Origin of the sequence: Rahnella victoriana, assembly GCF_021276285.1 — a bacterium.
Lineage (GTDB): Bacteria > Pseudomonadota > Gammaproteobacteria > Enterobacterales > Enterobacteriaceae > Rahnella > Rahnella victoriana.
The window spans coordinates 643,514-657,976 of the sequence record NZ_CP089920.1; the positions used below are offsets into that span (position 1 = coordinate 643,514).

General features: G+C 52.0%; 15 protein-coding genes and 1 pseudogene. 8 read left to right on the plus strand and 8 right to left on the minus strand.

What is annotated here, in order from left to right; all coding sequences use genetic code 11:
- Positions 1-17: 17 nt before the first annotated feature.
- Genes J9880_RS24225 through J9880_RS24240 form a run of 4 tightly spaced genes read left to right on the plus strand, consistent with a single transcriptional unit; the run spans position 18 to position 3,547 of the window.
- A complete protein-coding gene (locus tag J9880_RS24225) occupies positions 18-1,181 on the plus strand; it encodes a mandelate racemase/muconate lactonizing enzyme family protein (RefSeq protein WP_133822538.1) in 1,164 nt (387 codons plus the stop codon).
- On the plus strand, positions 1,175-2,071 hold the full coding sequence (locus tag J9880_RS24230; protein ID WP_232770643.1) for a dihydrodipicolinate synthase family protein: 897 nt from the start codon (positions 1,175-1,177) through the stop codon (positions 2,069-2,071). Before J9880_RS24225 ends, J9880_RS24230 begins: the two co-directional genes overlap by 7 nt.
- A complete protein-coding gene (locus tag J9880_RS24235) occupies positions 2,068-2,961 on the plus strand; it encodes a 2-dehydro-3-deoxygalactonokinase (protein WP_232770645.1) in 894 nt (297 codons plus the stop codon). The genes J9880_RS24230 and J9880_RS24235 overlap by 4 nt, the downstream gene beginning before the upstream one ends.
- Positions 2,951-3,547 carry a bifunctional 4-hydroxy-2-oxoglutarate aldolase/2-dehydro-3-deoxy-phosphogluconate aldolase gene (locus J9880_RS24240; protein WP_232770647.1) on the plus strand — a complete coding sequence of 199 codons (597 nt, stop codon included), beginning with the start codon at positions 2,951-2,953 and terminating at the stop codon, positions 3,545-3,547. Before J9880_RS24235 ends, J9880_RS24240 begins: the two co-directional genes overlap by 11 nt.
- Here the strand turns inward: J9880_RS24240 and J9880_RS24245 are convergent.
- Positions 3,530-4,219, minus strand: a complete 690-nt coding sequence (locus tag J9880_RS24245; protein ID WP_095925585.1) for a helix-turn-helix domain-containing protein — start codon at positions 4,217-4,219, stop codon at positions 3,530-3,532. The two genes, J9880_RS24240 and J9880_RS24245, sit on opposite strands and share 18 nt — an antisense overlap.
- Before the next feature lie 1,118 nt (positions 4,220-5,337).
- A pseudogene (locus J9880_RS25220) lies at positions 5,338-5,494 on the minus strand (Lrp/AsnC family transcriptional regulator); the annotation flags it as partial.
- A gap of 120 nt (positions 5,495-5,614) precedes the next feature.
- On the opposite strand from J9880_RS25220, the gene J9880_RS24250 reads away from it, so the two are divergent.
- Both J9880_RS24250 and J9880_RS24255 read left to right on the plus strand, forming a co-directional pair.
- Positions 5,615-6,721, plus strand: coding sequence for a mechanosensitive ion channel family protein (locus J9880_RS24250; RefSeq protein WP_232770923.1), 1,107 nt, complete (start codon positions 5,615-5,617; stop codon positions 6,719-6,721).
- 117 nt (positions 6,722-6,838) lie between these two features.
- Complete coding sequence (locus J9880_RS24255) at positions 6,839-7,675, plus strand: alpha/beta fold hydrolase (RefSeq protein ID WP_232770648.1); 837 nt, start codon at positions 6,839-6,841, stop codon at positions 7,673-7,675.
- A gap of 40 nt (positions 7,676-7,715) precedes the next feature.
- Here the strand turns inward: J9880_RS24255 and J9880_RS24260 are convergent, their stop codons facing one another.
- Positions 7,716-8,612: a LysR family transcriptional regulator gene (locus tag J9880_RS24260; protein ID WP_095925599.1), complete on the minus strand. Its 897-nt coding sequence runs from the start codon at positions 8,610-8,612 to the stop codon at positions 7,716-7,718.
- Between the two features lie 136 nt (positions 8,613-8,748).
- On the opposite strand from J9880_RS24260, the gene J9880_RS24265 reads away from it, so the two are divergent.
- Positions 8,749-9,708, plus strand: coding sequence for a zinc-binding dehydrogenase (locus J9880_RS24265; protein WP_232770649.1), 960 nt, complete (start codon positions 8,749-8,751; stop codon positions 9,706-9,708).
- Between the two features lie 215 nt (positions 9,709-9,923).
- Here the strand turns inward: J9880_RS24265 and J9880_RS24270 are convergent, their stop codons facing one another.
- The 4 genes from J9880_RS24270 to J9880_RS24285 form a co-directional block, all read right to left on the minus strand.
- Positions 9,924-10,172 (minus strand): biofilm development regulator YmgB/AriR family protein, encoded by a 249-nt coding sequence (locus J9880_RS24270; RefSeq protein ID WP_195817984.1) that lies wholly within the window; start codon positions 10,170-10,172, stop codon positions 9,924-9,926.
- Between the two features lie 131 nt (positions 10,173-10,303).
- Entirely contained in the window at positions 10,304-12,124 is a 1,821-nt protein-coding gene (locus J9880_RS24275) for a glycoside hydrolase family 15 protein (protein ID WP_232770651.1), read from the minus strand.
- A gap of 116 nt (positions 12,125-12,240) precedes the next feature.
- Complete coding sequence (locus J9880_RS24280) at positions 12,241-12,687, minus strand: DUF421 domain-containing protein (RefSeq protein WP_195817986.1); 447 nt, start codon at positions 12,685-12,687, stop codon at positions 12,241-12,243.
- A gap of 11 nt (positions 12,688-12,698) precedes the next feature.
- A complete protein-coding gene (locus J9880_RS24285) occupies positions 12,699-13,217 on the minus strand; it encodes a hypothetical protein (RefSeq protein ID WP_232770653.1) in 519 nt (172 codons plus the stop codon).
- A gap of 158 nt (positions 13,218-13,375) precedes the next feature.
- Here J9880_RS24285 and J9880_RS24290 point away from each other — a divergent pair, with 158 nt between their 5' ends.
- Positions 13,376-13,861: a CinA family protein gene (locus J9880_RS24290; protein ID WP_119824527.1), complete on the plus strand. Its 486-nt coding sequence runs from the start codon at positions 13,376-13,378 to the stop codon at positions 13,859-13,861.
- 46 nt (positions 13,862-13,907) lie between these two features.
- Here J9880_RS24290 and J9880_RS24295 read toward each other — a convergent pair whose 3' ends face one another.
- Positions 13,908-14,423: a ferritin-like domain-containing protein gene (locus J9880_RS24295; RefSeq protein WP_232770654.1), complete on the minus strand. Its 516-nt coding sequence runs from the start codon at positions 14,421-14,423 to the stop codon at positions 13,908-13,910.
- Positions 14,424-14,463: the final 40 nt, after the last annotated feature.

The following is a 14,463-nucleotide window of genomic DNA, read 5'->3' on the forward strand; positions in this document are numbered from 1 at the left end:
TGTGCCCAGGAGTCGCAATGAAGATAAGCCATATTGAATGTTTCCCGCTGAAAATTACGCCACAACAAGCCTATCTTGGAGGGAGTGTTGAAGGTCACAACAGCGATTATTACTATCGCCCGGAGTATCGCTGTGTCTATTCGCGAAAAATGGAAACGTGCCTGGTTAAGATCACGACCAATGAAGGGTATGTCGGTTGGGGAGAGGCGCTGGCACCGGTAGTACCTCAGGTGATCGCCGAATTAATTAACCATCTTTTTGCCCCGTTACTGATTGGCCAGTCGCCGTTCGCCAGTGGGGTACTGAACTCTAAAATGTATGATGCCATGCGCGACCGTGGCCATATTACTGGCTATCACATTGATGCTATCGCCGCGGTGGATATTGCCTTGTGGGATCTGAAAGGCAAGATCCTTCAACTCCCGGTCTATCAGTTACTCGGTGGCGCCTATCGCGAGACAATTCCTTGCTATGTCTCTGGGTTGCCCGAACCTGACCTGCCTGCCCGCTGTCATCTGGCGAAGCAATGGCAAGACAAAGGTTTTAATGCCTTCAAACTGGCGTTGGGCTATGGGGTAAGGGAAGACATCGAAAACGTGAGCGGGATTCGTGAAACGTTGGGCAACGACGCTGATATTTTTCTCGATGCCCACTGGAATTACAGTGTGGCGCAAGCCGCTGAATTGGCAGCAGCCTTGCATCCATTAGGAGTCGGTTTCCTTGAAGCCCCGCTCCTGCCTGAAGATATTGCGGGTCACCGTGAATTGCGGGCGAAAAGTCCCGTCGCTATCGCGATCGGGGAAACCGAGCGCACCCGCTATCAGTTTAAGCCGTTCATCGAGCAACGCGCTGCCGATATTCTGCAACCAGACGTTGGCCGTACCGGCATCAGTGAAATGATGCACATTGCTTCCATGGCTGAAGCCTGGAATCTACAGGTTGCGCCTCATCTTAGCGTCGGCTTAGGTCCCTGCATTGCCGCTTCAATCCAGGTTGCAGCCGCGATCCCTAATCTCTTTATGCTGGAGTACCAGCCGCCGGTTTTTGCCATTGCTAATCAGCTACTCAACACACCACTGGTGTGTGAGCAGGGACATTACCAAAGACCTGAAGGCCACGGTCTGGGTATTGAAATTAATGAAGAACGTGTTCGTGAATATGTCATGGGGGCAACATGTTAAAGGGTAATGTGCCAATTCTGGCAACGGCATTTGATAAGCTAGGTAACGTTGATTTCACTTCAATTGAAAAACTGGTGCGGTTCTTGTTGAGCCAGGGTATTGACGGCCTGGCGCTGTTTGGCAATGCCTCAGAAGGCTATGCGCTAACCAGTGGAGAGAAAGAAGCGCTATTCCATTGTGTAAAACGACTGACCGGAAACTTACCGCTGGTCGCCGCTGCGGGAGGAGCCAGCTCAGCCGTTGCCATCGAGGATATTAATCGCGTTAAACAATGGGGCGCTCAGGTGGCGATGGTCAACCCACCCTCAGTGGTTAAACCCGGCCCGGATGAGATTTTCCATTTTTATCGCGACATCTGTCATGCCTGCGATATAGAGATAATGATCCAGGATGCGCCGATGATGACTGGCGTGACGATACCGGTCGCCACGCTGGTCAAGCTCTGCCAGGCGTTTGCCGCGATCAAATACATTAAAGTTGAACAACCGCCGACCACTCTCAAAATCACAGCGCTCAAAAATGCCCTCGGTGATAGCGTCGGCTTGTTTGGTGGGCTCAATGCCGGCTTCTTATATGAAGAGCTTCGCCGTGGCGTGATTGGCACCATGCCTGCCTGCGAGTTTCCCGATGTGATCAATGCCATTCTGCGGGCCTTTCCACGCAATGAACAGGAAGCACAGGCGCAATTTTATCGCTATCTTCCCTTCCTGCGTTATGGGGTTCAACCGGGTATTGGCGTAGCCATCCACAAAACCGTTTTGCATAAAGCTGGCATTTTTGCCACGGACTACGTTCGCGAACCGGCAAAACCGATAGATGATATCACACGGGATGAACTGCAAAATCTCACTGCTGCATTGCCACTGGCAGTCTTCGGAGCGAACCAATGAACTACATTGCCGTAGATTGGGGTACCAGTAATTTCCGCGCGCTGAGTGTACGTAATGGCGTCGTCACACGCATGGTTGAAGACACGTGCGGGGTGGGAAAATGCCAGCGCGAGCAGTTGCCTGATATTCTGCGCCAGCAATTGCTGCGCCTAAAGGATGCCTGGGACGCACAGCTCCCGGTTATTCTGTGTGGCATGATTGGCAGCAATATCGGCATTGCCGATGCCGGATACCTGGAGTTGCCACTCAGTTTTGCCGCCTTACTTGGCAAAGGTCGCGAGCTCAAGGGGGTACTCTCCAATCCTCTCACTCTGCGCCCGGGTATATGCGACCGCCGCGTTAATGAAGTGTGCCGGGGTGAGGAGATGCAACTCGCGGGCGCATTAACGTTAACCGATGCCAGCCGCTTCGCTGCGGTGGGGACGCACAGTAAATGGATAACCGTTGATCGCTCGAAACAGCAGGTTGAGAGCTTACGCACCCTCATGACCGGTGAACTTTATCATTTCGTTGTTCACCATTCAGTGGTGGGTAAAGGTCTGCCCGAACAAATAGATTCCACTTCGGCATTTATCGACGGGGTCAACACTGCGCAATCTTTTGATTACCCTGCCAGTGATATTATTACCGAGCTATTTCGTAGCCGCGGGCGATATATTCTTGGTGCCATAGAGCCACGCCATGCCGCAAGCTACCTTTCAGGTTTACTGATTGGCTACGAAATCCTGACCGGGCAGAAAGAGGGTGAAAGTATCTGCTTTATCGGCAATCGCACCTTGTTGTCACTGTATCGCCAGGCCTGCGATGTGTTATCTGTCAGTTGCACCACGCTTGAAGCTGAAACCACAATCATTGCCGGACTGAATGAGGTTTTTCGCGATGATCAATAGTGCAAAAGTCGTCGCCATTCTGCGGGGGATCACCGCAGAGGAGGCGATAGAACATGTCGCCTGTCTGCTGGAATATGGCATCAATACGGTGGAGATCACCACCAACTCCCCTGGCTGGGATCAGAGTGTGCAACAGATTAGTCGCCAGTTTGGCGAACGGGTGCGAGTGGGAGCCGGGACGGTGCTCACGCCTGAGCAGGTGGAAACCAGTGCCTTACGCGGAGCAGGATTTATTTTAACGCCCAATCTCGATTTCCGTGTTGTCACTGCGGCAAAGCGTCATGGTCTGGATGTCTGTGCCGGCGTTTTTACCAGTAGCGAAATTTTCTCGGCCTGTGAGATGGGAGTGGATGTGCTGAAAATTTTCCCTGCTGCGGCGCTGCCGGTTAACTATCCGCAATTGATCAAGGGCCCGCTGTCACAAGCAAGCCACTTCTGCGCAGTGGGGGGTGTTGATATTGAAAATGCAGCCGATTATTTACAGTATTACGACAGCGTAGGAATCGGTTCTGCACTCTACCGTTGTGGGCAAAGTGTGGCGACTACGGCTGAATGCTGCCAGCAATTACTACAGGATGGGAAATGATTCTCTACTGATTTTCTGTGCTGCAGTCATTAAAAATTGGCGAAAACTATCAATATTGAGTTTGTCACCCTGAATATTAGACAATGCTATGGCTGCTTGCATGCCAGGAATAATACAGGCCAGTCGGTAATCTGTCTGGCTGTATACTTTTTCAAATACCTGATGTCGCCTTGCCTCTTGTATATCATTTTTCAACAAATTGTGGTCATGGACACCAATGCGAGCGACTATTTCTTCATCACTCATGGCTGAGAGTAGTTTAATGCCAATGACTGAATCATGAATCGGATAGGACTCATAATTCCCGATAGCACGGGCGATACTTTTCCCACCACGGGTATGGATTAAATACGTCACATTCTTCCCGCTTAATATACCAACAACGATAGAAACAGAGTGACTACCAATTTCCTCTAGCATTCCCAACACTGCGCTATAAAAGGTTGAGTTATGTATCGCACGGGCAGAGAGTTGGTGGATACCCATCCCTAAACTATATTTTTTTCGTATATCTTGCTCCACCATTTCCAGTGACAATAAAGTCTGCATCAACCGAGTGACTTTTGCTGAATCCAGTTCCAAAGTCCGCCCCATCTCCCTGATACCTAAAGCACGATTTCCGGAGGACAATAATTTCAAACAACGAAATGCATCATAAACTGTGTTGTTCATCTCATACCTCAATTATGGGAAAGTGATATTTTTTCCCCCATTTAAACAGTGCTAAATAGCTTCGCAAAATAGTAGATCACACTTAGAGGGGACTCAGCCCGGATTGTGCGATCTGGGGGCCGCTTGGAAAACGGAAAATATCCTACGCTAAGCCAGTGACTTAAGCAGGTATGACGGTCCGCTTTGTGCCAAAAGCGGAAGTCACGAACAGTAAAGTGCGTTAATCAAAGGGGTGCAGGTCAGTGAGATGGGTTGGCAAACCGGTCAGCGAATTCACCCACGAAGCATCTGAGCTGCTAGTCTAAGATATTTCATGTAAAAGCCCAGCGCTCGCCCACTGTAAAACCCAACACTCAGACCGGATGCAATCGCCAAGATTGTTAGTTGCATAAGAGATAGACTATGAGGATTAGCCATCGCCTCGGAGTACCCTAGATAATAACGCACCGCAAAATATAACAAAAAAACAATCAATACAGAAATTGTACCAGGTATGTTAATTGTATTAACTTTAGTTCCCAGACTTACAGCCGCTTTTTGAGTAAATTTGAATATTATGAGTGCGCTTATTATAAAGGACGATAACCAATATACTGACATAGTTAATGGTAGCGGATGGTGCCATATCGACCATAAAGAAAGGCTCAGGAAGATACAAGGTAACAAAATAAAGCTATGAATATCAACGTCCCTACGGTGGCGGGCTTTAAAACAGTAATATAGCGTGACAAAGAAAACGACAAATACCCAAGTAGGGGTATTCTCCAACGTTATCAACATAATAGGTCCATTTTAAGATTTAATAAAGGGGGAAGGGAAATAGTATTCTCCAAAATTAAATAAATACAAGGTCATTTGAATGAATTTGGCTATAAGTAGATAAAACGGTCATCAAGGCTTGAAACCGTCATTCGTGCCTTCCCTGGTATTCTGCAACAACTCGATCCCCAGTCATTCATTATGACCTGCTCCCCATTGCTCAAGACGCCTCGATGTAAGTATACATTCCGAACTTCCGCTGTTCGCTCATACCGGACCTTCAGCGCCACGCACTCGTCATCTTAGTACCCAGGCCGACCCCGCTCATATCCCTGCCATGTTGGTCAAATGTGAGCCGGTCACTTCGGGCGTACAGGCACCTGTTTACGCAGCGCATGAGACAGAACTAACGACGTGGTCACTGAATGATGAACGGACAAGGGCATCGACCATGGCCTCCGGATCAGTCGGTTGAGAAAACGCACAACGTACGGTTAGGCCGTCCTCTCCTGTCATCCCAGCACTATCTCCGCAAGTTGATCCGTTCGCCCCTCGCGCACCGAACTGTCCTATTCTGCCGTCCTCTGAACTCTCATTTCCTATACTGGTAGTTTGTGAAAAAAACGGGGAGGGATGATGGATTTCTTATCACGCTTTGATGTCATCGCATTAGTGATGTCGCCGGTATTTTGGATCGGGGTGGCGACGATGTGTGTCGTGACGTTCGTGACCTACTGGCTGATTAACTGGTTGTTGTCGTTTCTGCGTAAGGGCGTCAGGACATGGGGAGATATGCATCCGGCGACCGACAGAATGCGGTTTATTCTCGGTGATATGCTTGACCGGACCAGCAGCCTGCTGATCTTTGTCGCGGCATTCCTGTTCAGCCTGCGGTTCGTTAATTTACCCGATAATCTCTATAACACCATCAGTCACGCCTGGTTCCTGGTGCTGGCGTTGCAGATGGCGCTGTGGCTGGATCAGGGCGTTGTCTCGTGGCTTCGGCATATCATGCATCAGCCGGGAATGAATAAAAATCCGGTCACGCTGGTGATCACCGGACTGATATTCCGCGCGGTGGTCTGGTCGGTGATGCTGTTGTCGATTCTGGCGAATGTGGGCGTCAATATTACCGCGCTGGTCGCCAGTCTGGGGGTCGGCGGTATCGCCATTGCACTGGCTATCCAGACCATTCTCAGCGATGTCTTCGCCTCACTTTCCATCGGCTTTGATAAGCCTTTCGAAATCGGTGATTTTGTGGTGTTCAATGATGTCGCCGGGACCGTCGAACATATTGGTCTGAAAACCACCCGCATCCGCAGTTTAAGCGGGGAACAGATCGTCTGCGGCAATGCCATATTACTTCAGCAGACCTTGCACAATTACAAACGCATGCAGACCCGTCGTATCGTGTTTAATTTTGGGGTGGCGCTGAATACGCCGCCGGATAAGTTGCGCAATATTGGTGAAGCGGTGAAAGAGATTATTACCGAGATGGGCGAAACCAAATTCGACCGGGCGCATCTGCTGGGATTTGGCACTGACCGCCTTAATTTCGAAGTGGTGCATATCGTCAATACCGCTGATTACAATAAATATATGGATATTCAGCAGGAAATTAATATCCGGATTATTGAGAAGTTAATGGAGAACGGCATCGAAATGGCACTGCCAAATATGATTGTGAAAACGCCGGATGCCCGGATGCCGGGGGATTCGCCACAGCCTGCGGCGGAAGGGTGATGTATAGATTTCAGGCAATTCCGCCATGCTTTGCTACGCTTTCTGAGCATTGAATTTTCTGAGCCTGACCCTGCATACCGTACTGTTTTCCCTTCAATTACCTGAGGAGTGCATACTATGCCATTTGTTAAAACCCAAGACGGCGTCAATATTTTCTTCAAAGACTGGGGTTCCAAAAGCGCACAACCTGTTGTTTTTCATCATGGCTGGCCGTTAAGCGCCGATGACTGGGATACACAAATGCTGTTCTTCCTGAAAGAAGGTTTTCGTGTGATCGCCATTGACCGCCGGGGCCACGGACGCTCAGATCAGACCAGCGAAGGCAACGATATGGATCATTACGCGTCGGATGCTTCCGCCGTGGCCGAGCATCTTGATCTGCACGATGCGGTGCATATCGGGCATTCCACCGGTGGCGGGCAGGTGGCGCGGTATGTCGCGAAATTTGGACAGCCGCAGGGCCGGGTGGCGAAGGCGGTGTTGATCAGTGCCGTGCCGCCGCTGATGGTGAAAACAGACAGTAATCCTGAGGGGACGCCGATTGAGGTGTTTGACGGTTTTCGCAGCGCGCTGGCGGCCAACCGTGCGCAGTTCTATTTAGACGTTGCCACCGGGCCGTTTTATGGATTTAACCGCGACGGGGCCGAGGTCTCGCAGGGCACCATCAACAACTGGTGGCGTCAGGGCATGACAGGCAGCGCCAATGCGCATTACGAAGGCATTAAAGCGTTTTCAGAAACGGATCAGACAGAAGATCTTAAAGCGATCACGGTGCCGGTGCTGGTGTTGCAGGGCGATGACGATCAGGTGGTGCCGTATAAAGATGCGTCACTGCTGCAGGATAAACTGCTCGCCGACAGCACCCTGAAAATCTATCCGGGTTATCCTCACGGTATGCACACCACCCATGCGGACGTGATAAACGCTGACATTCTGGCGTTTATCCGCGGTTAATTCCCGCCCGCCGTTCCCCTTTAACCGCTCTGCGGAGCGGTTATTCAGGGTCTCCGCGTTGCGCCAGTTCATGCATAAAATGCTCACAGAACGAAGCCACCACGCTGGCCGGTCGCCCCGGCAAACGCAGCAGATTCATCGGTCGCGGTACCGGCGCAAAATCCGGCAACACACGTCGCAGCCGTCCCGTCGCAATATCCTCCTGTAGCATAAAGCACGAATGCATTACGATCCCCAGCCCCGACAAGGCGGCCTGGCGTATCGCTTCGCCGGAATCCACCGTCAGTCGCGGGGTCAGCGCGACGTCCACCGGCCCCTGCGGACCGGTTAATGGCCAGAGATGATCAGAGCGCCACTGACTGAAACTGACGCAGTTGTGGCGGGTCAGATCGTCCGGTGTCGCAGGCGTGCCGTATTTGTCCAGATAGGCCGGAGAGGCCGCCAGCACCATCTCATACGGCGGCAGCGGCACCGCGATATAGCCTTCATCCAGCAAACTGCCAATGCGTATGGCGACCTGAAAACGTTCCTCAATCATATCCACGCGCCGGTCACTCAGGACCAGTGCGGCGTTCACGGCCGGGTAACGCTGTAAAAACGTCGATAAAATCGGCGTGAGAATACGCTGACCAAAGGTGACCGGCGCGCTGATGCGCAGCAGGCCGGTGACCTCTTCGTTCAGGTGTCGTGCCAGCGAATCGGCATCGGCGATGGTGGCGAGGATCTGCACGCCATACAGATAAAACCGGTGACCGGCCTCGGTCAGCCCCTGACGCCGCGTGGTGCGGTTGATCAACACGCAACCGGTGCGGGTCTCGAGCATCTGAATATGCTTGCCGACCATCGCTGGCGTGATGCCCAGCTTATCGGCCGCCGCCGTAAAACTGCCGGACTCCGTCGCGGTGATGAAGGATTCCACGCATTTTAAGTAATCCATTGTTTTGCCCGCAGAGGATAAAGTCCGTCATTATAAAATTTTATTATCAAATTAATAAAGCAGACGACTCTTTATCTGCGGCCATCCCTTGCTGATAATCGCCGCCATCATCACAGTATTTAATTAAGGAACGGCAATGCACGCACTGGGATTTGAACAGACGGGATCGGCGGACGTATTACACCTGCACGAGGCAGCAGATCCGGTGGCGGCGGAGGGCGAATTGCTGGTTGCCGTGACGGCGGCCGGGCTGAATTTTGCGGATATTTACCGCCGTCAGGGGCGTTATCCGCTGGCGGGGAACTCACCGTACATTGCGGGCTATGAAGGCGCGGGACGGGTGATGGCTGTCGGTGACAAGGTGACGGGCTGGAAAGCGGGCGACCGCGTGGGGTTTGCCGATGTGCCGCTGGCGCACGCCAGCCATATTCGCGTGCCGGTGGACCATGCGATCCGTCTGCCGGAATGGCTGTCAGAACGCGATGCGGCGGCCGTGTTATTACAGGGGCTGACGGCGGATTATCTGCTGCACGATGTGTTGCCTTTGCGCGCAGGCATGCATGTTGCTGTGCTCGCGGCTGCGGGCGGTGTCGGCCGTTTATTGTTGCAGATGCTCAGGCATCAGGGCATTCACGCTTTTGCGGTGGCCTCAAGTGAAGAAAAACAGCAAGCCTGCCTGTCGCTTGGCGCAGAGGCTGCTGCCGGTTACGACACCTGGCCTGCACAGTTGCGCGGGTGGCAACCCGCCGGATGCGACGTGGTGTTTGATTCAGTGGGCACCACGCTGACCGAAAGTCTGGATGCCCTGAAAGACGGCGGGCGCGTGGTGTTGTTTGGCATGTCCGGCGGGGCGCTTTCCGCATTCGACCCGTCACGCTTGCAGCTGCATTCGCATGGCGTGCTGGGCGCAGATCTCTGGACCTATCTGACCTCAGGGGAAGAACGCCAGCGCCGGGCAGACAGACTTTTTGCGCTGATCCGTGACGGTGCCGTGACGCTGCCCCCGGTGACGGAATTTTCCCTGACCGCGGGCGCTGACGCCCACCGCCTGCTGGAAACCCGCAGTTTCAGCGGAAAAATTATTCTTCTGCCGTAAGGTCAGCCGAAGGGGGAAGGGGGAAAACAAAAAAGAAAAAAGCCCGTCAGGGGAAACGGGCTTTTTTTAAACGTTACGAGGGGAACTCGTGAGATTTCTGTAGTCTGCTACAGATGGGTTTACTATACCCGTCGTTTGTGACAAAAGTGTGTAGGAAAAATCTGTTTATCCTTTAAAAACACTCACACTTTCTGACTACTTCAGGCAAAACACCGTCATGCGTCGGGCGCGGCCTGTAAAATGATCTCAAGCGTTTTCCGGTAAATATCCGATTTTGTCACATCCTGTTCTGTCTCCAGTTTGTGAATCAAACCGGCAATGATTTCCTTGTTACTTACTGACTTATTCACCGATGTCAGTTCCTGATAAAGCTGAGTAAAAGTCTCTTTTTCAGTCAGGAATTCCTCGTTCATGCCACGGAAGTATTCATCTATTTGATCGACAGTGCTGGTTGTCTGCTGCATATCCTTGCCTCAGTCAGGGTTGAAAGGTTAAACGAAATAAATCTCATTATTCAGTTTAGACACGATTTTCAACGATGTGAGGACGTGAAAGCATAAAGACACTTTTTGGCAAAATGGCGACATGCCGCGTATTACTTGCCTTGTGTCACCTGAGTAATGATGTGCGCCGCACAAATCACGGACAGATGGCTCAGTCCCTGCGGCATGTTGCCACAGCATTTTTTCTGATCCACGTCGTACATCTCGCTCATGATCCCTGCGCTTTTGTCGCCCTGATGGGTTTTCAGTAAGGCGTTCATCCGTTTTTCTGCCTCTTCCGTTTCGCCGAAGACGGCGAGCGCGGCGACCATCCAGAACGCGCAGGCCACGAAGGTGTTTTCCTCTTTGTCGACGCCGGAATAGCGGTAGAGCATCTTGTCTTTCGTGCCTAATTCCTGTTCGATTTGTTGCAGGGTACTGAGCATTCGTTTGGGGGAAACCTGCTGGCCGTACTGATGCATCAGCGCCACAGAGGCATCCAGACTCTGCGATCCAGGCCAGAAGGTATAACTCTGGCGTTCTTCTGACCAGCACCGGGTTTCAATCCAGTCACGGATCCTGTCGCGCTCGCGCTGCCAGCGACCTTCCCATGTCGGCTCGATGTACTTGCCTTTTGCCAGATGCACCGCCTGATTGAGTGCGACCCAGCAGGCCATTTTCGACTGGGTATAATGCTGCGGCTCAGGCAGTTCCCATATGCCGGAATCTTTCTGCCGCCACGTATCAGCACAATGATTCGCGAGCTGGCCGAGCAGGCGGGAAGTGTCCAGATCCAGCACATGTCCGGCATCGGTAAACAGCACTGCCGTATCGAGAATGTCGCCATAATTACTGAGCTGTAGCTGGCGCGCGGCATTGTTGCCCACGCGCACCGGCTGTTCAGCGCGATAACCTTCCACCTCAATGTAGCGTTCTTCCGGTACCGGCTGGCCGTTGAGCTGAAAACAGGTGTGCATCTCGCAGCCGTTTTCGCGCAAGATTCCCGCCAGCCATGAAAAGGCCGCCTGACAATCTTCCAGTGCGCCGGTGTAAATGAAGGATTTGATGATCATGCAGGCGTCGCGCACCCACGCATAACGATAATCGTAATTCTTACCGCTGCCGGCGCCTTCAGGCAGACTGGTCGTTGCCGCCGCCGCCAGCGCACCGGTCGGGGCATACCAGAGAAACTTCAGCGCGAGGGCAGAGCGCAGCACATAAGGCTGGAATTTACCGTCGTACTCAAGATTGTCTGCCCAGCTTCGCCATGCGGTATCACTCATATCGATGCGTTTATCAATGCGCGCCAGACCGGGCACGGCCAGTGGCGCATTTTCCGTGACCAGCACTGCCGCCAGCAGCCGTTCATCGCGATGTACGGTAAAGTGGCTTTCTGCGCCTGCGTCATGACATTCTCCCGGCCTGATGGCCTCCGACAGGCGCAACATCAGTTGCAATGAACCGACATGCCAGACCGTGCCGTGTGACGATTCATCCCTCCACGGAGAACGGGAGGCCGCCGCCGTACCGATTTTCATCCGCAGGGTCATCAGCACCGAGCCGGAAAGCCCTTCAATACGCCGGGCAAATTCATTCCACGGTAAACGCCCGGCCAGCGTGCTGTTGATCGATTCAGTAACTTTGACTTTGCCCGTCTCCGTCTCGTAGACGGATTCGAGCACATTGCTGTTTTCCCGATACTGGCGGGTCATGCGATAGGGATGGCGGGGGACAAGCTGAAAATAGCCGCCATTTTTGGCGTCCAGCAGCCGGTCAAACAGCGGGGGTGAATCGAGCGAGGGAACGCACCACCAGTCGGCTGAGCCATCCGGCGAGAGCAGGGTGACCGTGCGGCCTTCTCCCACTGCCGCGTAATCGCCTAAATCACAAAATCCGTCCTCATCTCTGAATTCACCGGGGAATTGTTGAGCCATTGGCGATGTTCCTTGTAGAGTCTGTTAGCAAATTAACGTGTCCAACGTCATACCGCTGCTTAAGGAATTAAGTTTAGTGAGGGTTGCTGCTTTTTCCATGTGGATTATCCCCGGCGTTATTTCTTCACCGGAATAATCGATATCTTGCCGTTCTTTTCTAATATGGCGAATCTGATATCGTCCAGGCTTTCCAGCCCTTCCTGCTGACGGGCGACTTCCATGATCTCATCTTCAGAGAGTGAACATTTACGCAGCCGGTGATCCAGGACTTTGCCGTTTTCGATCAGAATGATCGGCGAGCCATTCAGCCACAAATTAAGTCTGGGGATTTTGTTCTCGAGAAAACCTAAACTTTTATCGATAAAAATCAACGTCCCTATGGTGATCATCGCGCCCGTCAGGGAAAAATCTTCGCCCAGCAACGCCTGTTGTGTCGCCTCACTGATAATCAGCACCAGAATAAAATCAAAAATGGTCATTTCCAGCAGCGTTTTTCTTCCTGATATTTTGAAAATAATAAACAGAAAGACATACATAATGGCGGCTCTGAGAACGTTTTCCATTTTCCTCTCCTTTAAGGGAAAACAATCTGTTTAAAAATAAAAGGGGCGTTGTTATTGGCGGAAACCGACAGGGTATAGAGGCCATATTCTCTTGGTTTGAGCGTCAACTGAACGCCGCCTTTATCCGCAAATTTAGGATTATTCGGATAAATGATTAACGTGCCGGGGCTTCGGTGTATTACCGCGCTTTCCGGGCTGACATTGATAATATCGTACTCGTTGACGAACTTTCCTTTCAGGATAATACGGTCGCTTTTTTCATCCTTAAAAGGATAAGCAATAATCAGCGGCGATTCGGTATCGCTGCGCAGATACTTTTCATAGGTAATTTGCGTTGAGGTTGTTTCATCGTGGTAGACGGCATCGCTCAGCCAGCCCTGTGAAAATCCGCCCAGCAAGGCATACAGGATAAATACTCCCAGCAGGAAAAAACCTATACGTTCAAGACGCCACGCGGTCTTTATCCACCGCATGTTTTCCTGTACCGGCGTGCTTCTTTCCCGGAACTGGCTCTGTTTTTCATTATCCATTTTTCATCTCTTATAGGAGAAGCTGGGGTAAATTATAGACTTTATGGCAAAACTCGCAGAATGAAGGGAACCGGTTAATACTTTGAACAACTGGCGCGGGATGCTCAGTGCAGCAATCAATAACAACGCGATATAAGAGATAAAAGTAAGGAGAAATCATGGATCACCCATTACTCAATGCCGCAAAGAATGTGCTTAACGTACTGAAAGCCAACAGCCTGAATCTCGCCACAGCGGAATCCTGCACCGCCGGGTTGATCGGCATGACGTTATGCGCCGCGTCGGAAGGCGGAGCAAACTATTCAAGCGGATTTGTCACCTACGACGATACGGCGAAGTCGATCATGTTAGGCGTTAAATCCGAGACCCTCTCCCATTTTTCAGCGGTCAGCGCACAGGCCGTAAAAGAGATGGCGCAGGGGGCCAACCGGGCGGCAAAAACGCAGGTTGCGTTGTCGGTCAGTGGTTATGCCGGGCCGCAAGGCGGGGACGACGGCACGCCTGCGGGCACCATCTGGTTCGCCTGGGCGTTTGGCACAGAACGGGTGATCGCCGAGGTTAAACATTTTGAGGGAGACTGTGAAGCGGTGATCCATCAGGCCGCGCTCTTTTCCCTTGAACGCCTCGCGTCCCTGCTGGCCTGACGATAACCCGCCGTCCTGGCGGGTTTCTTAACGAAGAAAAACCCGGTTAATGGCTGGCATCCAGATTGGAAGAATCCACCAGAGACAGGAATTTTTTCGTCACTGCCGGCAGGTTTTCAGCCAGCCATTTCGCCATCTCTTCTTCCTGAACTTTTATCCGGCGAAAGACTTGCGCGCCTTCCAGATCGCCGACGGCTTCTGCGGCCACGATAAGCGTGTCGTAGCAGGCAATCTCGAAATGCTCAAACACGTAACCGCTGATGCCGCCTTTGATGACTTCATCGCTGGCAAACATGCCGCCAAAAGCCTGCGTCATCGCCGACATCTTCCCTGCGGTATCTTTGATGACAGAACTCGATTTATCGAGGCGGTCCAGCACGCTTTCGACCAGACGCTGCTGATCCTGCGTCTCGGTAATGTGTTGCGTGATGCGTTCCCTCAGGCGCGGATAGTGCTCCAGCCGGTCCGCCATCTTGGTCAGCATGGTTTCCGCCTGTTTTTCCATAGCATGTGCGTCCCGCACCCAGTCGACATAATTTTCATACGCTTTAGATTTGGCCATTTTGCTACCCTCATCTCGTGTAAGTTGAAATTATCAGTCC